This is a genomic window from Sulfitobacter sp. OXR-159 (assembly GCF_034377145.1).
Lineage (GTDB): Bacteria > Pseudomonadota > Alphaproteobacteria > Rhodobacterales > Rhodobacteraceae > Sulfitobacter.
Genome location: NZ_CP139707.1, coordinates 2,669,437 through 2,694,507 on the forward strand (window position 1 = coordinate 2,669,437; position 25,071 = coordinate 2,694,507).

General features: G+C 61.5%; 25 protein-coding genes. 13 read left to right on the forward strand and 12 right to left on the reverse strand.

Annotated features, from left to right (window positions below; genetic code table 11):
• Positions 1 to 284 precede the first annotated feature (284 nt).
• Both ccrA and T8A63_RS13735 read right to left on the reverse strand, forming a co-directional pair.
• Positions 285 to 1,565, reverse strand: a complete 1,281-nt coding sequence (ccrA, locus tag T8A63_RS13730) for a crotonyl-CoA carboxylase/reductase (protein WP_067630432.1) — start codon at positions 1,563 to 1,565, stop codon at positions 285 to 287.
• Between the two features lie 125 nt (positions 1,566 to 1,690).
• Entirely contained in the window at positions 1,691 to 3,088 is a 1,398-nt protein-coding gene (locus T8A63_RS13735; RefSeq protein ID WP_322344123.1) for a 1-acyl-sn-glycerol-3-phosphate acyltransferase, read from the reverse strand.
• Between the two features lie 165 nt (positions 3,089 to 3,253).
• Here T8A63_RS13735 and T8A63_RS13740 point away from each other — a divergent pair, with 165 nt between their 5' ends.
• The 3 genes from T8A63_RS13740 (at position 3,254) to deoD (ending at position 6,555) form a co-directional block, all read left to right on the forward strand.
• Complete coding sequence (locus T8A63_RS13740; protein WP_322344124.1) at positions 3,254 to 5,221, forward strand: protein meaA; 1,968 nt, start codon at positions 3,254 to 3,256, stop codon at positions 5,219 to 5,221.
• 83 nt (positions 5,222 to 5,304) lie between these two features.
• On the forward strand, positions 5,305 to 5,649 hold the full coding sequence (locus tag T8A63_RS13745; RefSeq protein WP_067630441.1) for an H-NS family nucleoid-associated regulatory protein: 345 nt from the start codon (positions 5,305 to 5,307) through the stop codon (positions 5,647 to 5,649).
• 201 nt (positions 5,650 to 5,850) lie between these two features.
• Entirely contained in the window at positions 5,851 to 6,555 is a 705-nt protein-coding gene (gene deoD, locus T8A63_RS13750; RefSeq protein WP_067630444.1) for a purine-nucleoside phosphorylase, read from the forward strand.
• A gap of 90 nt (positions 6,556 to 6,645) precedes the next feature.
• On the opposite strand, the gene T8A63_RS13755 is transcribed toward deoD, so the two are convergent.
• The 10 genes from T8A63_RS13755 to T8A63_RS13800 all read right to left on the reverse strand — a co-directional run bounded on the left by T8A63_RS13755 (position 6,646) and on the right by T8A63_RS13800 (position 15,273).
• Entirely contained in the window at positions 6,646 to 8,298 is a 1,653-nt protein-coding gene (locus T8A63_RS13755) for an FAD-binding dehydrogenase (RefSeq protein ID WP_322344125.1), read from the reverse strand.
• Between the two features lie 54 nt (positions 8,299 to 8,352).
• Positions 8,353 to 8,568, reverse strand: coding sequence for a hypothetical protein (locus T8A63_RS13760; protein WP_067630449.1), 216 nt, complete (start codon positions 8,566 to 8,568; stop codon positions 8,353 to 8,355).
• 42 nt (positions 8,569 to 8,610) lie between these two features.
• Positions 8,611 to 9,390, reverse strand: a complete 780-nt coding sequence (locus T8A63_RS13765) for a succinate dehydrogenase iron-sulfur subunit (protein WP_132446576.1) — start codon at positions 9,388 to 9,390, stop codon at positions 8,611 to 8,613.
• Positions 9,391 to 9,400: 10 nt separating this feature from the next.
• Positions 9,401 to 9,736: a hypothetical protein gene (locus tag T8A63_RS13770; protein WP_132446574.1), complete on the reverse strand. Its 336-nt coding sequence runs from the start codon at positions 9,734 to 9,736 to the stop codon at positions 9,401 to 9,403.
• On the reverse strand, positions 9,736 to 11,541 hold the full coding sequence (gene sdhA, locus T8A63_RS13775) for a succinate dehydrogenase flavoprotein subunit (protein WP_322344126.1): 1,806 nt from the start codon (positions 11,539 to 11,541) through the stop codon (positions 9,736 to 9,738). The genes T8A63_RS13770 and sdhA overlap by 1 nt, the downstream gene beginning before the upstream one ends.
• Before the next feature lie 29 nt (positions 11,542 to 11,570).
• Positions 11,571 to 11,942, reverse strand: coding sequence for a succinate dehydrogenase, hydrophobic membrane anchor protein (gene sdhD, locus T8A63_RS13780; protein ID WP_067940260.1), 372 nt, complete (start codon positions 11,940 to 11,942; stop codon positions 11,571 to 11,573).
• Positions 11,943 to 11,953: 11 nt separating this feature from the next.
• Positions 11,954 to 12,337 (reverse strand): succinate dehydrogenase, cytochrome b556 subunit, encoded by a 384-nt coding sequence (gene sdhC, locus T8A63_RS13785; protein ID WP_259948049.1) that lies wholly within the window; start codon positions 12,335 to 12,337, stop codon positions 11,954 to 11,956.
• 240 nt (positions 12,338 to 12,577) lie between these two features.
• Positions 12,578 to 13,540, reverse strand: coding sequence for a malate dehydrogenase (mdh, locus tag T8A63_RS13790; protein WP_067630491.1), 963 nt, complete (start codon positions 13,538 to 13,540; stop codon positions 12,578 to 12,580).
• 154 nt (positions 13,541 to 13,694) lie between these two features.
• Positions 13,695 to 14,780, reverse strand: a complete 1,086-nt coding sequence (locus T8A63_RS13795; protein WP_067630464.1) for a PRC-barrel domain-containing protein — start codon at positions 14,778 to 14,780, stop codon at positions 13,695 to 13,697.
• A 166-nt stretch (positions 14,781 to 14,946) separates the two neighbouring features.
• On the reverse strand, positions 14,947 to 15,273 hold the full coding sequence (locus T8A63_RS13800; RefSeq protein WP_067630467.1) for a hypothetical protein: 327 nt from the start codon (positions 15,271 to 15,273) through the stop codon (positions 14,947 to 14,949).
• 302 nt (positions 15,274 to 15,575) lie between these two features.
• Here T8A63_RS13800 and T8A63_RS13805 point away from each other — a divergent pair, with 302 nt between their 5' ends.
• From T8A63_RS13805 to T8A63_RS13850, 10 genes are all read left to right on the forward strand, one after another.
• Positions 15,576 to 16,442, forward strand: coding sequence for a CoA ester lyase (locus T8A63_RS13805; RefSeq protein ID WP_322344127.1), 867 nt, complete (start codon positions 15,576 to 15,578; stop codon positions 16,440 to 16,442).
• Complete coding sequence (locus T8A63_RS13810) at positions 16,439 to 16,996, forward strand: NnrU family protein (RefSeq protein WP_067940272.1); 558 nt, start codon at positions 16,439 to 16,441, stop codon at positions 16,994 to 16,996. The genes T8A63_RS13805 and T8A63_RS13810 overlap by 4 nt, the downstream gene beginning before the upstream one ends.
• A gap of 14 nt (positions 16,997 to 17,010) precedes the next feature.
• The gene (locus T8A63_RS13815; protein WP_067630476.1) at positions 17,011 to 17,214 is read left to right on the forward strand and encodes a DUF1737 domain-containing protein; all 204 of its coding nucleotides are present in this window, start codon (positions 17,011 to 17,013) and stop codon (positions 17,212 to 17,214) included.
• A complete protein-coding gene (locus T8A63_RS13820) occupies positions 17,214 to 18,245 on the forward strand; it encodes a MaoC family dehydratase (protein WP_067630479.1) in 1,032 nt (343 codons plus the stop codon). The genes T8A63_RS13815 and T8A63_RS13820 overlap by 1 nt, the downstream gene beginning before the upstream one ends.
• Positions 18,246 to 18,468: 223 nt before the next feature.
• A complete protein-coding gene (gene sucC / locus T8A63_RS13825) occupies positions 18,469 to 19,662 on the forward strand; it encodes an ADP-forming succinate--CoA ligase subunit beta (RefSeq protein ID WP_322344128.1) in 1,194 nt (397 codons plus the stop codon).
• 147 nt (positions 19,663 to 19,809) lie between these two features.
• Positions 19,810 to 20,103 (forward strand): hypothetical protein, encoded by a 294-nt coding sequence (locus T8A63_RS13830; protein WP_067630494.1) that lies wholly within the window; start codon positions 19,810 to 19,812, stop codon positions 20,101 to 20,103.
• 73 nt (positions 20,104 to 20,176) lie between these two features.
• The gene (locus T8A63_RS13835) at positions 20,177 to 20,863 is read left to right on the forward strand and encodes a hypothetical protein (RefSeq protein WP_322344129.1); all 687 of its coding nucleotides are present in this window, start codon (positions 20,177 to 20,179) and stop codon (positions 20,861 to 20,863) included.
• Between the two features lie 52 nt (positions 20,864 to 20,915).
• The gene (sucD, locus tag T8A63_RS13840) at positions 20,916 to 21,803 is read left to right on the forward strand and encodes a succinate--CoA ligase subunit alpha (protein ID WP_067630488.1); all 888 of its coding nucleotides are present in this window, start codon (positions 20,916 to 20,918) and stop codon (positions 21,801 to 21,803) included.
• 111 nt (positions 21,804 to 21,914) lie between these two features.
• On the forward strand, positions 21,915 to 22,112 hold the full coding sequence (locus tag T8A63_RS13845; protein ID WP_300054065.1) for a hypothetical protein: 198 nt from the start codon (positions 21,915 to 21,917) through the stop codon (positions 22,110 to 22,112).
• Positions 22,109 to 25,069, forward strand: a complete 2,961-nt coding sequence (locus T8A63_RS13850) for a 2-oxoglutarate dehydrogenase E1 component (RefSeq protein ID WP_322344130.1) — start codon at positions 22,109 to 22,111, stop codon at positions 25,067 to 25,069. Before T8A63_RS13845 ends, T8A63_RS13850 begins: the two co-directional genes overlap by 4 nt.
• Positions 25,070 to 25,071 lie beyond the last annotated feature (2 nt).

Here is a 25,071-nt window from a genome sequence, read left to right on the forward strand (position 1 = left end):
CGTCCAACTGTTCCGCCGTGCGCGGCAGTTGGTTCGCCATGGCAAAAGCCCTGAGATCGGCCAATACGTCCAATATCCAATCATCTTGCATGAGGGTCGCCCAGCTTTGGTTAATGGCAGATTAATACAACCATAGCATGTGCACGATTTCGCACCATCCGCGCTTTTCGTCCCCCCATAAATGGCGGGGTTGGCTGCGGTAAGGCCTTGTTCTGGTTGCGGGCAAACGAAAACCCCCGCGGCCGGGGCCACGGGGGGATCTTACCTCAGCCTATCGGTCTCGCTCAGTCGCGCGCCATCACCGTGTCTTCGAGTGTGCGCAGCCCGGTCGTGGGGGCCTGCACCAGCACCGACATATTGCCCGGCTTATGCTCATTTCGCATCATCTTCATATGCGCCTCGGGCAGATCGGCCCAGCTAAAGACTTCGGACATGCAGGGATCAAGGCGGCGTTCCATCATCAACTTATTCGCCGCGCTCGCCTGTTTCAGATGGGCAAAGTGGCTGCCCTGCAAACGCTTCTGGTGCATCCACATATAGCGCACGTCGAAGGTCAGGTTGAATCCGCTTGTCCCGGCACAGATCACCACCATACCGCCCTTTTTGACCACGAAGGTCGAAACTGGGAAAGTCGCCTCGCCGGGGTGTTCGAACACCATGTCGACGTTCACGCCCTTGCCGGTGATGTCCCAGATCGCCTTGCCGAACTTGCGGGCCTCTTTGAACCACTCGTTATATTCCGGCGTGTTCACCGTGGGCAGCTGGCCCCAGCAGTTGAAGTCCTTGCGGTTCAACACGCCCTTGGCGCCCAGATCCATCACGAACTGCCGCTTGCTCTCGTCCGAGATCACGCCAATTGCATTGGCGCCCGCGGTGTTGATGAGCTGGATCGCATAGGAGCCAAGGCCACCCGACGCACCCCAGACCAGCACGTTCTGGCCGGGCTTCAGGTCATGCGGCTCGTGGCCGAAAAGCATCCGGTAGGCGGTGGCCAGCGTCAGCGTGTAGCATGCACTCTCTTCCCATGTCAGGTGCTTGGGGCGCGGCATAAGCTGCTGGCTCTGCACGCGGGTGAACTGAGAGAACGACCCATCGGGCGTCTCATAGCCCCAGATGCGCTGGCTGGACGAATACATCGGGTCGCCGCCGTTGCATTCCTCATCGTCGCCATCGTCTTGGTTGCAGTGGATCACAACCTCGTCGCCGACTTTCCAGCGGGTCACCTTGTCGCCCACCGCCCAGACGATGCCAGAGGCGTCGGAACCTGCGATGTGATAGGGCTCACCATGGCCATCAAAGGGGCTGATCGGCACGCCGCGCGCGGCCCAGACACCGTTGTAGTTGATGCCCGCCGCCATGACCAAGACCAGCACGTCCTGACTGTCGAGCTGGGGCACATCGACGACTTCCTGCAGCATTGCGCTATCCGGGTCGCCGTGCCGCTCGCGGCGGATGGCCCAAGCATACATCTGTTTCGGGACATGACCCATCGGGGGCATTTCACCCACTTCATACAGGTCTTTTTGCGGGGCGTCATAGTCGGCGTGTTTCGTATCCAGTGCCATGTGGGCCTCCTGCCGGTGATCGGTGTCTACAAGGTCTGTGCCGCACTGCAGAATCGCGGCGGCTCCCCTTTGGGATATGACCCGCCGCGCAACATTGCAACCCCTGCCGCTCTACTTTTGTAATTTTATGACCCAGCAGTTGCAGCAATTTCCGCCGCAGGTGCAGCATCTTCGCTCGGAAAATGCACGACAGAATTAGCGTAAAAGGCCAAAACAGGCTCCTGCCCCCGCACGATTTGCAGCCCCTGCGCGTCTTCGGAAATGACGCCACGTTTCTTAAGGCGGGCCGTGGCACGGGCGACGCGGTCCGGCAGTACGTCGGGCTTGGGCACGCGGTTGCGCAGCGGCATCTGTTCAAGCGTGGCGGCCACTTTCGCCAGCAATTCCGCCTCGCTCAGCGGCCCTTTCGCCTGCAGCATCACCCGGGCGATCAGCGGTACGGTCAACACGGGCATGGCCTGCGCGATCCGGTCCATCAGCATCTCCGACAGATCCGTGACCGGCACATCCCCCCCCGTGCGGCGCAGGGAAAGCGGATCACCAAAGGTCACCGCCGCCGTGCCAAAGCGCGTGTCCCGCCCGCGCATCCGCCGCCAAATCTTGCGCAGCACGAAGCCCACCACCACCGTGATCCGCGCGCCAAAACGCCGGTCGCCCCGCTCGCCGGCAGCGATCAACACCCGATCTTCCAAGATCCGGTCATAGTTAATCGCCACGGGCACAAAGATGATGTCACGCTCCCCTTCGGGGTCGAACCCCTCCACCACATAAGACAGCAAGCCCACCTTTGGCGGCTGCAAAGCCCCGGTGAGGCTCAGCCCCCCCTCGGGATAGAACGCCTGCGTCACCCCGCCCGTCGTGGCCATCTGCACGTAGCGCGCCAAGACCTTGCGATAGAGCGCCCCGCGCGAACGGCGCCGGATAAAGTAGGCGCCCATGGAGCGGATCAGCATGCTCAGCGGCCAAACCCGCGCCCATTCACCCACCGCATAGCTCAGCGCCGAAGACCGCGCGGCGAGGTAGGTCACCAGCATGTAATCCATGTTCGACCGGTGGTTCATGATGAAAACCACCGTCGCATCACGCGGCAGCGCGGCGAATGTCGACTCGTTGCTCGAGGCCGTCTCGACCCGGTAGACCGTGTTGGTCAACAACCGCGCCAGCCGGATGCCCAAGCTGAAGTAGGCAAAGGCGGAAAACCGCGGCACGATCTCGCGCGCATATTCGCGGGCCTTTTGAAAGGCGACGTTCTCGGGCACGCCATTGCTGCGGGCGTAGTTCACGATCTCTTGGCTGACCTCCGGATCATAGATCAGCCGTTGGATCATGTCGTGCCGCCGGGCCAGCTTGAAGGGCTCGATGGGCCGGGTCAGCCGCTTGTTCAGCCGCTCCACTGCCCGTTCCAGCCGTCTGCGAAAGAACCAACGCACCGAAGGCAGCAGAAAATGGCTCAGCGCCGTGACGGCTGCGAAAACCACGATGAGGATGAACAGCCAAAGGGGCAATTGCACAGTCTGCGTCATGGCTTAACCCTTACAGCGCGCAGGCGAGAGAACAATAATTATCTGGTTTCCGCCCACCGGCCGGGCGCGCGCAATGCCGCAACGCAGCGAATTGACAGAGGCATATTATTTCCCCTATCAACGTCATGACGCAACTTTATTGCCATTCAGATTCAAGAGGCCAAAATGACCCAACAGCAGAAAGACCGCCCCTGGCTCATTCGCACCTATGCGGGCCATTCTACCGCCGCCGCGTCCAACGCGCTCTATCGCTCGAATTTGGAGCGCGGGCAAACCGGGCTTTCCGTGGCTTTCGACCTGCCCACCCAGACCGGCTATGACAGCGACCATGTGCTCAGCCGTGGCGAGGTTGGGAAGGTCGGCGTGCCGGTGAATCACCTCGGTGACATGCGCGCGCTTTTCGATGGCATCCCGCTTGAACAGATGAACACTTCCATGACGATCAACGCGACGGCCCCTTGGCTGCTGTCGCTCTATATCGCCGTGGCCGAAGACCAGGGCGCGGATATTTCCGCCCTGCAAGGCACGGTGCAAAACGATCTGATCAAGGAATATCTCAGCCGTGGCACCTATATCTGCCCGCCTGCGCCCTCGCTCAAGATGATCGCGGATGTGGCCGAATACTGCTATACCAACGTGCCGAAATGGAACCCGATGAACGTCTGTTCCTACCACCTGCAAGAAGCAGGTGCGACGCCGGAACAGGAATTGGCCTTTGCACTTGCCACTGCCACCGCCGTGCTCGACGCGCTGAAACCGCGCGTCCCGGCAGAGGATTTTCCGAAATTGGTGGGTCGCATTTCCTTCTTCGTGAACGCGGGCATCCGTTTCGTCACCGAGATGTGCAAAATGCGCGCCTTTGTAGACCTTTGGGATGAGATTTGCCGCGACCGCTATGGGGTCGAAGACCCCAAATTCCGTCGTTTCCGCTATGGGGTTCAGGTCAATTCATTGGGTCTGACCGAACAACAGCCCGAGAATAACGTCTACCGTATCCTCATCGAAATGCTCGCCGTGACCCTGTCGAAAAAGGCCCGCGCCCGTGCTGTGCAATTGCCCGCATGGAACGAAGCCCTCGGCCTGCCCCGCCCGTGGGACCAACAATGGTCGATGCGGATGCAGCAGATCATGGCCCATGAAACCGACCTTCTGGAATTCGACGATCTTTTCGACGGCAATCCGGCAGTCGATGCCAAGGTCGAATTGCTCAAAGAAGGCGCGCGCGCTGAATTGGCAAATCTCGACGGTATGGGCGGTGCGATTTCCGCGATCGATTACATGAAGGGCCGCTTGGTCGAAAGCAACGCCGACCGGCTGCGCCGCATCGAAAGCGGCGAAACAGTCGTCGTCGGTGTGAACAAATGGCAACAAGGCGCGCCCTCGCCGTTGATGACCGGGGCGGGCGATATCATGCAATCAGACCCCGGTGCCGAAGCCGACCAACTCTCCCGGCTCGACGCATGGCGCAGCGCACGCGACGACGCCGCCGTCAAACAAGCATTGGCCGACCTACGTGCCGCCGCCAGCGCGGGCGACAATATCATGCCCGCCTCCATCGCCGCCGCTAAGGCGGGCGTCACCACCGGCGAATGGGCCGCGCAGATGCGTGCCGTTCACGGGGAATATCGTGGCCCGACAGGGGTTTCCGCAGGTCAGTCCAACAAGACCGAAGGACTGGACGATCTGCGCGACGCGGTGGATGCGGTCAGCGATAAACTGGGCCGCAGGCTGAAATTCCTCGTCGGCAAACCGGGGCTCGACGGCCATTCGAACGGGGCAGAGCAGATCGCCGTCCGCGCCCGCGATTGCGGCATGGACATCAGCTATGAAGGCATCCGCCTGACGCCCGCGGAAATCGTGGAAGCTGCGCAAACGGAAGCCGCCCATGTGGTCGGCTTGTCGATCCTCTCAGGCTCGCATGTGCCATTGGTCGAAGACCTGATGCAGCGCATGGCCGAGGCAGGGTTGACCCATATCCCGGTCATCGTCGGCGGTATCATTCCCGAGGCTGACGCAACCCGTTTGCGCGCAGCCGGAGTGGCGCAGGTCTATACCCCGAAAGATTTTGAATTGAACGTGATCATGAAAGATATCATTGCGCTTGCCGACCCCAAAGCGGTGGCCGCAGAATAGGCTGACACAAAATACAACGTGCAATTAATCAATTGGCTCTATAATTCCCCGTACCAGCACAATCTGGAAAGGAAATATCAGATATGGAAAAAGACCTGAAATCCATGAGCCGCAAGGAATTGGAGAAACTTCTGTCGGATGTCAAAAAGGCATTGCAGGCCGCGCAGGCCCGCGAACGCCGGGCGGCACGCAAGGCGGCCGAAAAGGCAGCGGCGGAATATGGCTTTTCCCTGAATGAGTTAGCTGATGAACAGCCCGCGCCCAAAAAGGCAAAGAAACCGCGCAAAGCGGCTGCGGGCCCGAAATCGAAACCGCAGTTTTCCAACCCCGAAGACCCGTCCCAGACTTGGACCGGAAAGGGCCGTCAGCCGAATTGGTTTCGCGCCCAAGTAGAGAATGGTGCCGATCCGGAAACGATGCGGATTTAACCATTTCCCGAATTACGGGAATTTGGCGCCGCGTGAATGGAAATTCACCGGCGCCCTTTTTATTTTTGACGGAAATGTGAATTGGGCAACCGTCCCAATTGCCGCGCCCCTGTCCGCTTTACGTCACGCCCCCTCCCCCATCGCGGCCCTTGTGAAGCCCGCTTCGGGCAGGCAAAATGCGGCAAACATCAGGAGACAGAGATGACCGTCCATATTGGCGCGAAACCCGGCGATATCGCCGAAACCGTATTGATGCCCGGCGACCCCTACCGCGCGAAATGGGCGGCAGAGACCTTTTTGGAAGGGGCCGAACTGGTCAACGAAGTGCGCGGCATGCTGGGCTTCACCGGCACATGGCGCGGCAACCGCGTCACAATCCAAGGCTCCGGCATGGGCATGCCCTCGCTGTCGATCTACGCCAATGAGCTGATGACGGAATATGGCGCGCAAACTCTGATTCGCATCGGCTCTTGTGGGGGGATGCAGAGCCATGTCGGCATTCGCGATGTTATCATCGCGATGACCGCCAGCACCATCACCTCGCCCTCCTCCGGTATTTTCCGCGAATTAAACTACGCCCCCTGCGCCGATTGGGGCCTGCTGCGTGCCGCCGTGCAAGCGGCCGAGAAGCTGGAGGCGAAAACCCATGTCGGCGGGATCTATTCTTCGGACGTCTTTTATGCCGAACGCCCCGATCTGGACGAGCAGATGGTGCGCCACGGTATTCTGGGTGTCGAGATGGAAGCGGCGGAGCTTTACACGCTGGCCGCGCGGCACAAGCGCCGGGCACTGGCGGTCTTGACCGTGAGCGACCATTTGCAGACCGGTGAGGCGCTGCCGTCGGAAGACCGGGAGAAAAGCTTTGGTGATATGGTTGAGATTGCGCTGGAAGCGGCCTTTGCCTGACCGTCGCGTCCGCTGAGAGTGCGGACGGTATTTGAAAAAGGATGAAGAGGCGCGGCGGGGGTCGCGCCTTTTGCTTTTGTGGGGCTGGTATCAGGCGTTTTGACCGGCGAGGCGCCCGGAGTAGAGGCAGCCGCCCAGAAAGGTGCCTTCGAGGGCGTTGTAGCCGTGGTAGCCGCCGCCGCCAAAGCCGCAGACCTCCCCGGCGGCGAAGAGGCCGGGCAGGACCGTGCCTTCGGGGGTGAGCACGCGGCCTTGGAGATCGCTGTGCAGCCCGCCGAGGGATTTCCGGGTGAGGATGTTGAGGCGCACGGCGATCAGCGGGCCGTTGGCAGGGTCGAGGATAGCGTGAGGTTTGGCAGTCCGGATCAGCCGGTCGCCGCGGTAGGCGCGGGCTCCGCGGATTGCGGTGATCTGGGCATCTTTTGCAAAGGGGTTGTCCAGTTGACCGTCGCGGGCTTCGATCTGGGCGCGGATGAGGTCAGGGCGGACGGGCGCGTCGGGGGTGAGCGCGTTCATCCGGGTGACGAGGGTGTCGAGGTCGTCAGCGACGATAAAGTCTGCGCCCTTGTCCTTGAATGCCTCTACTGCGGCGGTGGCGCCTTTGCCGAGGCGGGCTTTGAGCACCTCGCGCCAGCTGCCAGAGGTGAGGTCGGGGTTCTGTTCAGAGCCCGAGAGGGCGAATTCTTTTTCGATGATCTTTTGTGTGAGGATGAACCAGCTGTGCTCACCCGCTTGCAGGATGCGGCGCAGGGTTGAGAGCGTGTCGAAACCGGGCAGGCAGGGGGCCTCCATCCGGTTGCCCGCGGCGTCGAACCACATCGACGAGGGGCCGGGCAGGATGCGGATGCCGTGGTTTGGCCAGATCGGGTCCCAGTTCTGGACGCCTTCGCAATAGTGCCACATGCGGTCTTCGTTGATCAGCCCTGCCCCGGCTTTTGCGGCGATGGCGTGCATTTTGCCATCGACGTAGTCGGGCACGCCGCTGACCATCTGGCGCGGCGCGAGGCCGAGGCGGTCGGTTGGCCAGTGTTTTCGCACCAAATCATGGTTCGCGCCGATGCCGCCGGTGGTGAGGATCACCGCTTCGGCGCTGTGTTCGAAATCGGCCTTGATGGAGCGCGAGGTGCTGTGGCCGCGTGGGGCGCTGCTGTCGTCCAGGACATCCCCCGCGACGCCCGTCACGGCGCCATTGGTCACGTTCAGCCGCGTGACCCGGTGGCGGAAGGCAAGGCGCAGCTTGCCCGCGGCCGCATGTTCCTGCATGAGCCGCGCAAAGGGGGCGACGACGCCGGTACCGGTGCCCCATGTGATGTGGAAGCGCGGGACGGAGTTGCCGTGGCCCTCTGCCCCTGCCCCACCGCGTTCGGCCCAGCCGACGACCGGGAACCAGCGCATGCCGAAACCTTGGAGCCAGTTGCGCATGTCGCCCGCGGCCCATTCGAGGAAACCCGCTGCCAGCGCACGGGGATTGGCGTCTTCGGGTCGGTCGAATTGCGCGGACCCCATCCAATCGCGATAAGCCAGTTCCGCGCTGTCGCGGATGCCCATGCGGCGCTGCTCGGGCGTGTCGACCATGAAGAGCCCGCCAAGCGACCAGAACGCCTGTCCGCCAAGGCTTTGTGGCCCTTCCTGATCCAGCAGCAGAACCCGGCGCCCGCGCAGCACCGCTTCGTGAGCGGCCACCATGCCAGCCAAGCCTGCGCCGACCACGATCACATCTGCGTTGAAAGTCTCACTGCCCATCGCGCCTCTCCCCTTTTGAAAGGAGTGTGCGGCGAGTTCACGGCAAAGGCAATGTCACAGGCGCGGCGTGTCGAGCCCTTTGAGGCAGCGATCCGGCGGGCCTTCGCTGCGGTAGGCTTCGGCCCCGCAGGCCACGCAGTGGTATTTGCGCAAAGCGCCCTTGTCGCCGGTCCGGTCTTCGCGCCAGCGGCAATCGCGTGTGGGCGCATTGCGGCGGGCAAAGATCAGCACGATCACAAAGACGATAACGATGATGAAGGGCAGGATCATAAGATAACCAAAGGCCCGGCGCTTGGCCGGGCCCTGTTGTCTTTAGACGGTCCGTTCGACCATCAGTTTCTTGATATTGGCAATCGCCGCTGCCGGGTTCAGCCCCTTGGGGCAGGTCTTGGCGCAGTTCATGATCGTGTGGCAACGGTAGAGCTTGAACGGGTCTTCGAGGTCGTCCAGTCGCTCGCCCGTGGCCTCATCCCGGCTGTCGATGATCCAGCGGTAGGCGTGCAGCAAGGCGGCTGGCCCAAGGTAGCGGTCGCCGTTCCACCAGTAGCTGGGGCAGGAAGTCGAGCAGCAGGCGCACATGATGCACTCATAGAGGCCATCGAGCTTGGCGCGGTCGTCGATCGACTGTTTCCACTCCTTGCGCGGCTCAGGCGTCTCGGTTTCCAGCCAAGGCTGGATCGAGGCGTGCTGGGCGTAGAAGTGGGTCAGATCGGGGATCAGGTCTTTGACCACCGGCATATGCGGCAGCGGGTAGATTTTGACCACGCCGTTGATCTCTTCCATGCCGTAGGTGCAGGCCAGCGTGTTGATCCCGTCGATATTCATCGCGCAGGAGCCACAGATGCCCTCGCGGCAGGAGCGGCGGAAGGTCAGCGTGGGGTCAATCTCGTTTTTGATCTTGATCAGCGCATCAAGGATCATCGGCCCGCAATCGTCCATATCGACGAAATAGGTGTCGAGCGCCGGGTTCTTCCCGTCGTCGGGGTTCCAGCGGTAGATGTGGAACTCACGCAGGTTGGTAGCGCCTTGCGGCTTGGGCCATGTCTTGCCGCTGGTCATGCGGGAGTTTTTCGGAAGCGTCAGTTGAACCATTGTGCGTCTCCTAAAGCGTCAGACCGGCTGCGGGCGCGGCGGCCAGCAGGCAGGTACGGGTCTCGGGGCGCGACAGGATGGTGCGCACGGTGCCCGCTGTTGTGTCATCCACGCCGACCACGGCGGCGCGGGCCAATTCGCGCAGTTCCAGCGCGTCGGCATTGTCGATGATGCAGTCGGTGAAGGGGGTGATCAGCTCTTTGGGGACCTGCGGAAAGCGGGTGGCCAAGATTTCGGTCACCACGCCTTTGGAGCCTTGGCGGGCGGTGTCATCCACCGCCTGCTGGACTTCGACACAGCCCGAGAGAGCGAACAACGTGGCCGCGATGAGTGCTGTGCGAACCATCAATACACCCGTGCCTTGGGGGCGATCTTCTTCATGTCGATCCCGCCCTCGTCTTCCTTGGTCAGCGGATCGAGGTGCACGGCGCGGTAGGTGAGTTTCGCGTCATTGCCATCGAACCACGCCAGCGAGTGCTTGCGCCACTCGTCGTCGTTCCGATCCGGGTAGTCCTCATGGGCGTGTGCACCACGGCTCTCTTTCCGCGCAGCGGCGGCGGTGATCGTGGCGGTGGCGTTGGGCATGAGGTTGGTCAGCTCCAGCGTTTCCATCAGGTCCGAGTTCCACACGAGGCTGCGGTCGGTGACATGCAGGTCCTTCAGCTTGTCAGCGACTTCGATCATCTTCTCGCGGCCCTCTTCCAGCGTCTTATCGGTGCGGAAAACGGCGGCATCGGCCTGCATGGTTTTCTGCATCTCAAGCCGCAGCTCGGCGGTGGGCGTGCCGCCCTTGGCGTTGCGCAGACCGTCGAAGCGATCGAATGCCTTCTCGACCGATTTGAGGTTCGGCGCGGGCACCGGGCTGTCGGCGTCGACGATCTTGGCCGCACGGATTGCAGCGGCGCGGCCAAAGACCACGAGGTCAATGAGCGAGTTGGAGCCGAGACGGTTCGCACCATGCACCGAAGCACAGCCCGCTTCGCCCACGGCCATCAGGCCGGGTGCGATGGCGTCGGGGTTGTCGGCGGTCGGGTTCAGCACTTCGCCCCAGTAGTTCGTGGGGATGCCGCCCATGTTGTAGTGCACCGTCGGCAGCACCGGGATCGGCTCTTTCGTCAGGTCCACACCTGCAAAGATACGCGCGGATTCCGAGATGCCCGGCAGGCGCAGGTCCAGCGTTTCTGGCGGCAGGTGGTTCAGGTGCAGGTGGATGTGGTCTTTGTTTTCACCCACACCGCGGCCTTCGCGGATTTCCATCGTCATGCAGCGCGAGACAACGTCGCGCGACGCAAGGTCTTTGTAGGTCGGCGCGTAGCGTTCCATGAAACGCTCGCCTTCGGAGTTGGTCAGATACCCGCCTTCGCCCCGCGCACCTTCGGTGATCAAACAGCCCGCGCCGTAGATGCCGGTGGGGTGGAACTGAACGAATTCCATGTCTTGCAGCGGCAGGCCCGCACGGGCCGCCATGCCGCCACCGTCGCCGGTGCAGGTGTGCGCCGACGTGGCCGAGAAGTACGCACGGCCATAGCCGCCTGTCGCCAGCACGACCATCTTGGCGCTGAACAGGTGCATGGTGCCGTCGTCGAGTTTCCAGCAGAGCACGCCCTGGCAGACGCCGTCGTCCGACATGATCAGGTCAATGGCGAAATATTCGATGAAGAATTCCGCATTTTGCTTCAGCGACTGGCCGTAAAGCGTGTGCAGGATCGCGTGGCCGGTCCGGTCAGCGGCGGCACAGGTGCGCTGCACGGGCGGGCCTTCGCCAAATTCGGTCGTGTGGCCGCCGAAAGGACGCTGATAGATCTTGCCCTCTTCGGTGCGCGAGAAGGGCACGCCGTAATGCTCAAGCTCGTAAACCGCCTTGGGCGCTTCGCGGGCGAGGTATTCCATCGCATCCGTGTCACCCAGCCAGTCCGACCCCTTGACCGTGTCATACATATGCCACTGCCAGTTGTCGGGGCCCATGTTGCTCAAGGACGCGGCGATGCCACCCTGCGCCGCCACGGTGTGCGAACGGGTTGGGAAAACCTTGGAGATACAGGCCGTGCGCAGGCCCTGTTCGGCCATGCCCAAAGTCGCGCGCAGACCAGCACCGCCTGCCCCCACCACGACAACGTCATATTCGTGGGTTTCATATTCATATGCTGCCATTTAATCGGTCTCCCGTTTGGGCGTATTGTTTACAGGGCGAGCTTGGCGATGGCGAAAACGCCGACCGCTGCTGCGCCGTAGCTGATGATGGTCATCACGATGAGGGCAATCTTGTTGGCCAGCCCGTGGACATAGTCCTCGATCAAAACCTGCACGCCGTCATTGAAATGTTTGAAGCCCACGATCAGCGTCAGAGCCGCCACGATGGCCGGGAAAGGCCGCGCGTAATAGGCGAGGATCTCTTCATATGTGCCACCAAGCGCGCTGCCGAAGGTAAAGACGAACAGCGGGATCAACACCAAAAGCGCCAGCGAGGAGACTTTCATCGCCCAGAAATGCGCGGTACCGGTTTTCGCCGAGCCAAGGCCACGGGCGCGTTTGCGATCTGTCATGTATGCCATGGTGTCGCTCCTCAAACGATGATGATGGTCAGGATGGTCAGCACGACCGACCCGATCAGCGCGGTCCAGCCCAGCTTTTCCGCGGTCGGCACGTCGAGCATGCGGCCCGTGTCCCAGATCAGGTGCCGGATGCCGGCCAGCGTGTGATACCACAGCCCCAAGAGCGACAGGGTGAACACCAGATCACCGAACCAGCTGGTCATGATCCCGTTCACGGTATCGAAATACTCCGCCGAGGTCGCCGCAGCGAGGAACCACCACACGATCAACAGCGCGGTGATCAACATCGCGTTGCCGGTGATCCGGGTGAGAATCGACGTCATAGAGGTCAACTGTGGGCGGTAGATCGTCAAATGCGGGGAAAGCGGGCGGTTACCCCGGTTCACATCGGCCATGGCGCGGTCCTTTGTCCTGTGCTTTGCATCTTGATAGCGGTTTTTACAGGACTGTCACGGGGAACTGCGGGGAATCTGCGGGGTTTGGCCAGTGTTTCGGTGGAAAAATGGCAGACTGATGTGGTCCTGCCCGCTTTTGTGATCACAGCAGATTATCGTGTGATCACAAATCCAGCATCCCCCCGAACGAAAAAGCGCGCCCCGCTAGGGACGCGCTTTCCAGTTGGGATGCTCTGGCGCTTACGCGAGGCTCTCGTCGATGCCTTTGCAGGCTTCAACCAGACCTTTGACCGCGTTGACGGAGTTGTCGAACATCGCCTGCTCGTCTTTGTTCATCGAAATCTCGACGACGCGCTCGACACCGCCAGCACCGATCACGGTGGGCACGCCGACGTAAAAGCCGTTGAGACCATAGGCACCATCGACATGCGCCGCTGCGGGCAGCACGCGCTTTTGGTCTTTGAGATAAGCTTCGGCCATCTCAATGGCGGAAGTCGCAGGCGCATAGAAGGCCGACCCGGTCTTCAGCAGGCCAACGATCTCGGCGCCACCATCACGGGTGCGCTGCACGATCGCGTCAAGTTTGTCCTGCGTGGTCCAGCCCATCTTGACCAGATCGGGCAGCGGAATGCCTGCAACGGTGGAGTAGCGCACCAGCGGCACCATTGTGTCGCCGTGGCCGCCCAGAACGAAGGCAGTGACGTCTTTCATCGACACGTTGAACTCGGTCGCAAGGAAGTGACGGAAACGCGCGGAATCGAGCACGCCTGCCATGCCGCAAACCTTGTTGTGTGGCAGACCGGAGAATTCACGCAGCGCCCAGACCATCGCATCAAGCGGGTTGGTGATGCAGATCACGAAAGCGTCCGGCGCGTGTTTGGCAATGCCCTCGCCCACGGATTTCATAACCTTGAGGTTGATGCCCAGCAGGTCATCGCGGCTCATGCCCGGCTTGCGTGCAACACCGGCGGTGACGATACAGACATCCGCGCCTGCGATGTCGGCGTAATCTTGGGTGCCCGACAAGGTGGCGTCGAACTTGCCTGAAGGGCCCGACGACGCGATATCGAGAGCTTTGCCCTCGGGTGTGCCCTCGGCAATGTCAAAAAGGACGACATCGCCCAATTCCTTCAACGCTGCGAGATGGGCGAGAGTGCCGCCGATTTGCCCCGCGCCAATAAGCGCGATCTTGGGTCTGGCCATGGTCATGTCTCCGACAGAGGTTTCATTTGCGCCGGAGATACCGAAATGCACGGTCCCGTGCAAGTTGCAGCATTGAATAGCGGCTAACCCCCGCCCTTGCCACGAAAAAGGCCGCCCCGTGGGGCGGCCAATTGCTGAAACTTAAGGCGAAAGATTAGTCGCCTTGGTACTCAGGCTGCGATTCCAGACGCTCTTCGGTGCTGTCGATGTAGATACGTACATCATCACCTTCTACGTTTTTCAGAACCTGCAGTTCGTCAAATGTCACGGCTACTGGCTTTTCGCCCAGACCAAGGAAACCGCCGACGTTGATGACAACACGGTCGATCTGGCCGTTGTCGCCGATCAGCAGAGTGTCGATCTCACCCACGGTTTCGTCGTTGGCACCATAGACATAGGAACCTTCGAGGTCGTCAGCGCTCATCTGCTGGATCATGTCCGCTTCGGCAGCGGCATAGCCTTCACGCTCAACCTCGGGGCGCGGCAGCAGTTCACGCTCAACAGTTTCGTCGCCTGTGATCACGGTGGTGTTGGCTTCCGCTTCGTTGACAGCTTCTTCTGTCTCGGCTTCGGCGTTCTCCATCATGGTTTCGGCTTCTTGCTCCATCTCCTCGGATTCGGCCTCTACTTCGTTGGCCATCTCTTCGGTTTCGGCTTCAAGGTTCTCGGCCGCGTTCTCGGTATCTTGAACCATTTCCTCGGTCTCGGCCTCTACTTCGTTGGCCATTTCCTCGGTTTCGGTTTCGCCGTTGGTGACGACGGTGACGTTGTCGTCAGTCTCGGTCATCGCCTCGCCTTCCATCGCTTCGCCGTCCATCATGGGGCGTTCGAATTCAGGCGCTTGCTCCAACATCTCTTTCGAGGTGTTCACAACGAGGAAACGGTCGCCGTCTTCGTCGTTCAGGATGCGAATCTTGTCCATGGAGATGGAAACGTCACGTTCGCCCAGCCCAAGGAAACCGCCGATGCCGAGGATAACGGCAGTCACTTCGCCGTCTTTCGACACGATGATGTCGTTGATCTCGCCGATGTCATCCCATTCCTGCTCTGCGCCATTGGCAACGGGGGTGGCCGCATCGACTTCGGCTTCAGAGTTGTAAATGCGCATGCCGATCAGGTCGGATGCAAGGAAGTCTGTTTGTTCAACAGCAACGTTGCCAAAGCCTTCGGAATGCGCTTCCGCAAAGGCTGCGCCGGTCATTGTCAGTACGATGGCTGTGGTGCTCAGAAAACGTTTCATTGTAGTACTCCTTCCAAAATTGAGCGTTAATTGCTCTTCTGGAACCACAACCCGGATGGCCCTATCCAGTTCCACTGCCACGCAAATAAATAGATCGCGCCACCTTGGCCCGGATACAGGAAAGGCGGCCAATGGCCGCCCGTGCATTCAGTCAATATCGCCCTTTTCAGGCGTCTTCGCCCTTGGCAGGCAATGCTTCGGCCAATGCCTCAAACCCCTGCCCCGAGGCGACCAGACAGGTGATCCCATTGACCCCGGTCACCGTGATCGTCCAGCTGCCCGTTTGATCTGACGCGAAAACCTCCATCACCGCGTTGTCGCCGCCGAGCCCCATCGACTGGCGCGTTTCCCCATAACCATCGGCCAGCCGCAGCACCACATGATCGCGCGGCGCGCAGTTGCGCGGGGTCTGCGCCTCTGTTGTCGTGGCCAGTACGATTGCAGAGGCGGCGGTGAGCGCCGCGAGGTGGATAAATTTAACAAAACCTGACATAGCATCTGCCTTTGCATCAAAAGGCGTGACCCTTGGGGATGACAATGCGCGTCTTTCGCACCGGCCCTTAGGCAGCCTTGGTTGAAATGACTGCATCCGCTTTGCAAAAAGGGTGCAGCAGATGCGATGCGCAAGAGACTGCGCCTCAAGCCTGAAGGACTGGTTAATCTGCCGCCCGCAAAACAGCGCAACGGGTTCGCTGCATTGCGGCATATTTTGCCTTGAAGTTTTCGCACAAAAATGCCCCTCTGTGCGCAACAATGTTAGGCGGTCAATGCGCCGCCCTGCCCGAGGAGCCTTACATGACCGCCACAACCCGCCCGCTGCGTTCCGTTCTCTACATCCCCGGCTCCAAGCCCCGCGCGCTCAACAAAGCGCGGGGGTTGGCCTGCGACGCGGTGATTTTCGACCTCGAAGATGCCGTCTCCCCCGACGAAAAGGTCGCCGCCCGTGAGACGCTGGCCGAGGCGCTTGCCACAGGCGGCTACGGCGCGCGGATGCGGGTGGTGCGGATCAATGGGCTGGACACCGAATGGGGCGTCGATGACGCCCGTGCCGCCGCCGCGATGAAGCCCGACGCGATTCTCTTGCCCAAGGTCGGATCCCCCGCCGATCTCGAAGCGCTGACCGAGATTGTGGGCGACATCCCGCTCTGGGCGATGATGGAAACCCCCGGCGCCATGCTTAACGCCGCCGCCATCGCCGGACACCGCCAGTTGCAGGCCATGGTCATGGGCACCAACGATCTGGCGAAAGACCTGCAAACCCGCTTCCGCCCCGACCGCCTGCCGCTGATCACTGGGCTTGGCCTTTGCCTGCTGGCCGCCAAGGCGCATAGCGTGGCAATCATCGATGGGGTGTATAACGCCTTTAAGGATGACGACGGGTTGCAAGCCGAATGCCAACAGGGCCGCGACATGGGCTTTGACGGTAAAACGCTGATCCACCCCGCCCAACTCGACATCGCTAACGCGGCCTTCACCCCGTCGGAAGACGAAGCCGCCCTCGCCCGCCGTCAGATTGACGCCTATGAAGAGGCACAGGCGGCGGGCCAAGGTGTGGCCGTTGTCGATGGCAAGATCGTGGAAAATCTCCATGTTGCCACCGCCCGCGAAACACTGGCAAAACTGGCGGCAATTGCAGCCATGAGCCCGGAGCCCTCGCCATGACAATCCTTATCCTCGGTCTGATCCTCTGGATCGGTGCCCATCTTTTCAAACGCCTGATGCCCGCCCAACGGGCGCAGATGGGCACCGCGGGCCGGGGCGCAGTGGCCGCCGCACTGGTCGTGGCGCTTGCTCTCATCATCTGGGGCTATCGTGCGGCGGAGTTCATTCCGGTCTGGAACCCGCCGAGCTTCCTGACGCACCTTAACAACCTTCTGATGCTGCTGGCCTTCTGGGTCTTCGGCTCCAGCGCCGCCAAGGGGGCCAAGGCCTGGCCCGCCTATAAAACCCGCCACCCGCAACTGCTGGCGGTGAAAATCTGGGCCACGGCACACCTACTGGTCAACGGTGATCTCGCCTCCATCCTGCTCTTTGGCACCATGCTGGGCTGGGCGGTGAGCGAGGTGATCCTCATCAACCGCGCCGAGCCGGGCTGGACACCCCCGCCCCACGCAGGCCGCGCCACCTATATCCGTCTCATCGTGATCTCCACGATCCTCTTTGTCCTCGTCGCCGGCATTCACACATGGCTCGGCGTTATCCCCTTCCCCCATTGATCCCGGAGCCTTCCATGAAAGTTTACCGCTTCCTCTCCGAAGAAGACACATCCGCCTTTTGCCACAAGGTCACCGACGCGCTGAACAAAGGCTGGGAGCTTTACGGCACCCCGACCCAGACATGGGACCACAAGGCCGGTGTCATGCGCTGCGGCCAAGCGGTGGTGAAAGACGCCCCCGGCACCTATTCGCCCGACACCAAACTGGGCGAGCAGTGATGAGCAAGACCAACCGCGGCCGCTTTTTCGAAGACTACCAACTGGGCGAGGTGCTGCATCACGCGGTGCCCCGCACCGTCGGCGCGGGCGAACGCGCGCTTTATCACGCGCTCTACCCCGCGCGGCACGCGCTTTATTCTGCCGATAGTTTCGCCCAGTCCTGCGGGCTGAAGGCCAGCCCGCTCGACGATATGATCGCCTTTCACATCGTTTTTGGGAAAACCGTGCCCGATGTCTCGCTCAATGCAGTGGCCAATCTGGGCTATGCCCAGGGCCGCTGGCTGCGGCCCGTCTGGCCCGGTGACACGCTGCGCGCGGAAAGCGAGGTCATCGGCCTTAAGCAGAACTCCAACGGCAAGACCGGAGTTGTCTGGGTCCGCACCACGGGGCTGAACCAAAACGATGAAAAGGTGCTCGACTATGTCCGCTGGGTGATGGTCCGCAAAGGCGATATCGACGCCCCCGCGCCCGAGACCATCGTGCCCGATCTGCCCGACGCCCTGTCCGTGGATCAATTGCACATCCCGCAGGGCCTCGACTTCTCCAACTACGACTTCGCCCAAGCCGGAGAACCGCACCGCTGGGGCGACTACGCCGTGGGTGAAAAGATCGACCACGTTGACGGCGTCACGATCGAAGAGGCCGAGCACATGATGGCCACGCGCCTGTGGCAGAACACGGCCAAAGTGCATTTCGACACCTCCGCCCGCCCGGATGGGTCGCGGCTGATCTATGGCGGTCACGTGATCTCAATGGCGCGGACGCTGTCCTTCAACGGGCTGGCCAATGCGCAGATGGTCGTGGGTCTGAACGGCGGGGCGCATGCGAACCCCTGCCTTGCCGGTGATACCATTCGCGCTTGGTCCGAAGTGCTCGACAAGGCCGAGACTTCAGCCCCCGGTGTTGGCGCTGTGCGTTTGCGGCTGGTCGCGACCAAAGGCGGCGCGCCGTTCGAACTGCGTGACGCGGCGGGCAAATACCGCCCCGAGGTTCTGCTTGACCTCGATTACTGGGCGCTCATGCCCCGCTAAAGCGCTGGCCCGCCCCTTTGGCCGGGCCAGCTATCCCCCGCAATACAAGCAAAAATCAGCCGATTCGGAGCCGTTGAGCGCATTTGTGATCACATGTATTTATCGTGTGATCACAAAACGCATTTTTAGCTGGTCAATCCCGGCTTTCTCCGAAAAAACCCTTACAGGAACGAAAGTCATCCCCATACTACGGGGCAACTGGAACAGAAACGGGACCGTTTTCATGAACATCCACGAATATCAGGCAAAAGCCCTCCTGCGCAGCTATGGCGCCCCTGTCTCCGACGGCCGCGTTGTGCTGAAGGCAGAAGATGCCAAGAACGCAGCCGGCGAAATGGACGGACCGCTTTGGGTTGTAAAAGCGCAGATCCACGCAGGCGGTCGCGGCAAAGGCAGCTTCAAAGAAGCCGCCGCTGGCGAAAAGGGCGGTGTGCGCCTTGCCAAATCCGTGGAAGAAGCCGCTGAAGAAGCCAAAAAGATGCTGGGCAAAACGCTGGTCACGCACCAGACCGGCCCCGCAGGCAAGCAGGTCAACCGCATCTACATCGAAGACGGCTCCGACATTGAGCGCGAATTGTACCTCGCCCTGCTGGTGGATCGCCAGACCCGCCGCATCTCCTTTGTCTGCTCCACCGAAGGCGGCATGGACATCGAAGAAGTCGCCGACGCGACACCTGAGAAAATCCTTAGCTTCTCTGTCGATCCGGCCACCGGCTACCAGCCCTACCACGGCCGCCGCGTCGCTTTTTCGCTGGGTCTTGAAGGCACAGCCGTCAAACAGTGCGTCAAACTGATGGGTCAGCTTTACCAAGCCTTCGTCGACAAAGACATGGAGATGCTTGAGATCAACCCGCTGATCGTCATGCCCGGCAACGACCTGAAAGTGCTCGACGCGAAAGTCGGCTTTGACGGCAACGCCATGTACCGCCAGCCCGACATTGCCAACCTGCGCGACGAGACCGAGGAAGACTCCAAGGAACTCGAAGCCTCCAAGTATGATCTGAACTACATCGCGCTCGACGGTGAAATCGGCTGCATGGTGAACGGTGCGGGCCTTGCCATGGCGACCATGGACATCATCAAACTCTACGGTGCCGAGCCTGCCAACTTCCTCGACGTGGGCGGCGGTGCGACCAAAGAGAAAGTCACCGAAGCTTTCAAGATCATCACCTCCGACGAGAACGTCAAAGGCATCTTGGTTAACATCTTTGGCGGCATCATGCGTTGTGACGTCATCGCCGAGGGCGTTGTCGCTGCGGTGAAAGAAGTCGGTCTGAAAGTGCCGCTGGTTGTTCGCCTTGAGGGCACCAACGTCGAAGAAGGCAAAGCGATCATTAACAACTCCGGTCTTGATGTCATCGCCGCCGACGACCTGAAAGATGGCGCACAGAAGATCGTGAAAGCGGTCAAAGGCTAAGCCCTTCCCCGGCCATCCCCGCACGGCTTTCGCGCCGGTCGGGGGTGGCCGATATCACCGTTCTTGCCGCCCCCGTGCGGCAGGGGCAAATGCGACGACGCAGCGCCGCGCCCACCCAATGATGCCCCGATGAGCAATGAGGTCAGTATGGATCAATCTCCCAAATCCTCCCCCGTCTTGACGGGCATTGCGCTATTGGGGGCCGGCATTCTGATCCGGCAATGGCACCCCGATGCCCTGCGTCTGCCTGAGCCTGCCAACCATCACCGCCGCGACCGCGGTCTGCGGCGCGCCGCGCGCAAGTCGCGCAACGGGTTGGCGATGATCCTGCCGTCGAACCTCACCGGCTCCATTGGGCGCAGCCTGATGATCATGGGCGCGGGTCTGCTGACCCTGCGACTGCTGGATCTGCTGGCTGATCAAGATGAGCAGCTTTACTGATGCCTGTCCTGTCGTCCGCTCCCCTTATGCCCCAAGCGGCCAAGCGCGACCGCGCTGCGCAAAAGGCGGGCCTATGACGCGGGCGCTCTCCTCCTCTCGCACCGGCTGGTGGGTGATCCTCGCCCTTATCGTGGCTTTTGCCGTGCAGATGGTGGTCGTGAACGCCCTCCCGGTTGCCACGCAAACCACCCTGCTGGCCGAAGGCGGTTTTTACGAAAACCTTTCGGTCGTGGGCTACCTGCTCTGCATTGTGGCGCTGGTCTGGACGCTGCGCGGCGCAGTGCTGCGGGTCTGGTATCTGCCGCTGGTGCTGGCGGTCATGGCGGCGCGCGAGTTGGACCTCGACAAAAGCCTCTTCACTCGCGGTCTCTTCAAAGCCCGGCAATATACCGGTGAGGGCGTCCCGCTGGCCGAACGGCTGATCGCCGCCCTGATCCTTGCGTCGATCGTCACCGCGATTTTCCTCATGCTCTGGCGTCACGCTCGGCCCTATCTCTCGGCCCTTTGGCACGGCCGTGCATGGGCCGGGGCCGTCCTGATGGGGATCGGTTTCACCGTCGCTTACAAACTGCTCGACGGCATCGCCCGCAAACTCGCCCCCTTGGGGATCGAGGTCAGCGCCGATGCCGAACGCACCGCCTTCGTCGTCGAGGAGATCGGGGAGCTTGGCATCCCGGTCATGTTCCTCGCCGCCATCCTGCTGTGGCCCGGCCCTTCGCTGACCACGGCGCATCCCACCAACCGGGCGCACCGCGTCTGACGCCCCCGGGGCCCGCCCCCGGGATTAAATATCACCGACCAAGGAAGAAATCATGGCCGTACTAGTCAACGAAAACACCAAAGTCATCTGTCAGGGTCTGACCGGCTCGCAGGGGACGTTCCACACCGAACAGGCCATCGCCTATGGCACCAAGATGGTTGGCGGCGTCACGCCCGGCAAAGGCGGTCAGACGCATCTCGACCTGCCCGTTTTTAACTCCGTGCACGAAGCCAAGCATGTGACCGAGGCGAACGCCTCCGTGATCTACGTCCCGCCCCCCTTCGCCGCCGACTCGATCCTTGAGGCGATCGACGCCGAGATGGAGCTGATCGTCTGCATCACCGAAGGCATCCCGGTGCTCGACATGGCCCGCGTCGCCCGCGCGCTCGAAGGTTCCAAGTCGCGCCTGATCGGCCCCAACTGCCCTGGAGTGATCACGCCTGACGCCTGTAAAATCGGCATCATGCCGGGCCACATCCACCGCCGCGGCTCGGTTGGCGTTGTATCGCGCTCGGGCACGCTGACTTATGAGGCGGTCAAGCAGACCACCGACATGGGCCTTGGCCAATCCTCTGCCGTGGGCATCGGCGGCGACCCCATCAAAGGGACCGAGCATATCGACGTGCTGGAAATGTTCCTTGCCGACCCCGAGACCCAGTCGATCATCATGATCGGCGAAATCGGCGGCTCCGCCGAAGAAGAAGCGGCACAGTTCCTTGCCGATGAGAAGAAAAAAGGCCGTTGGAAGCCCACCGCTGGCTTCATCGCGGGCCGCACGGCCCCTCCCGGCCGCCGCATGGGCCACGCAGGCGCGATTGTCGCCGGTGGTAAAGGCGACGCGGAGAGCAAGATCGAAGCGATGAAGGAAGCCGGTATCGTTGTGGCTGACAGCCCCGCGACGCTGGGCGAAGCGGTCAAGGAAGCGATCGACAAGGGCTGATGCCCGCCGGGCGGGCCTTGGCCCGCCCATTGACCCACTCTGCAAAGCACTACGTTTTGCGGGGTCTTGAAAAGAACCACCCGGCGCCGCCCGCTTGTGAAGGAGGGTAAGATGCACATTCAGACCGCGCTCATTCCCTCCCGCCCCCGCGTGGCGCTGGCCCTTGGGCAAACGCCCGAACCGGCGGCCTTGGCTGACCTTGTGACCCCGCCCTCAATACCTATGGCCCCCCGCCCCGGGCCTGACTATAGACCGACCCTGATTCTGACCCTGTCCCGTCTGCCCCGCCGAACAAAGGTGACCCAATGACCGACCAACCCGCCAACGAACAGTTCCACGCCTCTTCCTTCATGGAAGGCGAAAACGCGGAATATCTTGAGGCGATGTACGCCCGCTATGCCAACGACCCCAACACGGTCGACGAGGCATGGCAGACGTTTTTTGCGGCGATGGGCGATGACGCCGAAACCGCACAGGCCGAGGCCGCTGGCCCCTCTTGGGCGCGGCCCGATTGGCCCCCCGCCCCCCAAAGCGAGGTGATGGGCGCGCTGACCGGCGTTTGGCCCGAACCGACCGAAGCACAGGCCGCGGGCGACAAGATCAAGGCCAAAGCCGCCGAGAAGGGGGTTGAGGTTTCCGACGCACAGGTCAAACAAGCCGTACTCGACAGCATCCGCGCGCTGATGCTGATCCGCGCCTACCGCATCCGGGGCCACTTGGCCGCCGATCTCGACCCGCTGGGCATGCGCGACACTGGCAACCAGCCCGAGCTTGACCCGAAATCCTACGGTTTCACCGATGCCGACATGGACCGCCCGATCTTCATCGATCAGGTGCTAGGCCTCGAAGTGGCCACCATGAAGCAGATCGTCGACATCGTGCGCTCCACCTACTGCGGTACCTTCGCGCTGCAATACATGCATATCTCCGACCCTGAGCAGGCCGGTTGGCTGAAGGAACGGATCGAAGGCTACGGCAAGGAAATCCACTTCACCAAGGAAGGCCGCAAGGCGATCCTGAGCAAATTGGTCGAAGCCGAGGGCTTTGAGAAGTTCCTCCATGTCAAATACATGGGCACCAAACGCTTCGGCCTTGATGGCGGCGAAAGCCTTGTTCCCGCGATGGAGCAGATCATCAAACGCGGCGGCCAGTTGGGCGTCAAGGACATCGTCATCGGCATGCCGCACCGGGGCCGCCTCTCGGTGCTGGCCAATGTGATGCAAAAGCCCTACCGGGCGATCTTTAACGAATTCCAAGGCGGCAGCTTTAAGCCTGACGATGTGGATGGTTCGGGCGATGTGAAATACCACCTCGGCGCCTCGTCGGACCGTGAGTTTGACGGCAATTCGGTTCACCTGTCGCTGACCGCGAACCCCAGCCACCTCGAAGCGGTGAACCCCGTGGTTTTGGGCAAGGTCCGCGCCAAGCAGGACCAGCTGAACGACAAGGACCGCACCGCCGTCATGCCGATCCTGCTACACGGTGACGCGGCCTTTGCGGGCCAAGGCGTCGTGGCGGAATGTTTCGCGCTCTCGGGTCTCAAAGGCCACAAGACCGGCGGCACCATGCATATCGTGGTGAACAACCAGATCGGCTTCACCACCGCGCCGCATTTCTCGCGCTCCTCGCCCTACCCCACTGACAACGCGCTGGTGGTTGAGGCGCCGATCTTCCACGTCAACGGCGACGACCCCGAAGCCGTGGTGCACGCCGCCCGCGTAGCGACAGAGTTCCGTCAAAAGTTCCACAAAGACGTGGTCATCGACATCTTTTGTTACCGCCGCTTTGGTCACAACGAAGGCGACGAGCCGATGTTTACCAACCCGGTGATGTACAAGAGCGTCAAGAAACAGAAAACCACGCTCAGCCTCTATACCCAACGTCTGGTGGCCGACGGTCTGATCCCCGAGGGTGAGATCGAAGACATGAAGACCGCCTTCCAGAACCATCTGGGAGATGAGTTCGAGGCCGGTAAGGACTATCGCCCGAACAAGGCCGACTGGCTGGACGGCAAGTGGTCCGGCATGGACAAAAAGAAGAAGTCCTACCAGCGTGGCAAGACGGCCATCGCGCCCGAAACCCTGCAAGACGTCGGCAAGGCGATCACCACCGCGCCGGACAAATTCCCGCTGCACAAGACCATCGGGCGTCTGCTCGAAGCGAAAAAGCAGATGTTCGAGACGGGTGAGGGCTTTGACTGGGCCACGGCTGAGGCGATGGCCTTTGGTTCCTTGCTCACCGAAGGCTACAAAGTGCGCCTCTCGGGTCAGGACAGCACGCGCGGCACCTTCAGCCAGCGTCACTCCGCTTTCGTGAACCAAGACAACGAAGACCGCTACTATCCGCTGAACCACATCCGCGAGGGTCAGGCCGAGTATGAAGTCATCGACTCCATGCTCAGCGAATACGCGGTGCTGGGCTTTGAATATGGCTACTCGCTGGCCGAGCCGAATGCGCTGACGCTCTGGGAAGCGCAGTTTGGCGACTTCGCCAACGGCGCGCAGATCATGTTTGACCAGTTCATCTCATCAGGTGAAAGCAAATGGCTGCGCATGTCGGGCCTCGTTTGCCTGATGCCGCATGGCTATGAGGGTCAGGGGCCTGAGCACTCCTCTGCACGTCTGGAGCGTTTCCTGACCATGTGCGGCGGCGACAACTGGATCGTGGCGAACTGCACCACGCCCGCCAACTACTTCCACATCCTGCGCCGCCAGCTGCACCGCAGCTACCGCAAGCCGCTGATGTTGATGACCCCCAAGTCGCTGCTGCGCCACAAGCTGGCCGTCAGCAAGGCCGAGGATTTCACCACCGGCTCCAGCTTCCACCGCGTGCTCTGGGATGACGCCGAGAAAGGCAATTCCGACACCAAACTGCTGGCAGATGACAAGATCAAGCGCGTCGTGATGTGTTCGGGCAAGGTCTATTACGACCTGCTGGAAGAGCGTGACGCCCGCGGCATCGACGATGTCTACATCCTGCGGTTCGAACAGTTCTATCCCTTCCCCGCGCAATCCGCGGTCAGAGAGTTGGAGCGTTTCAAAGGGGCCGAGATGATCTGGTGTCAGGAAGAGCCCAAGAACCAAGGTGCATGGTCCTTCATCGAGCCCAACATCGAATGGGTTCTGGGCCGCATCGACGCGAAACACGGCCGCGCCTCCTATGTGGGCCGCGCCACTTCGGCCTCGCCCGCGACGGGTCTGGCCAGCCAGCACAAAGCACAACAAGCCGCCCTCGTCGACGAGGCGCTGACCATCAAAGGAAACTAAGA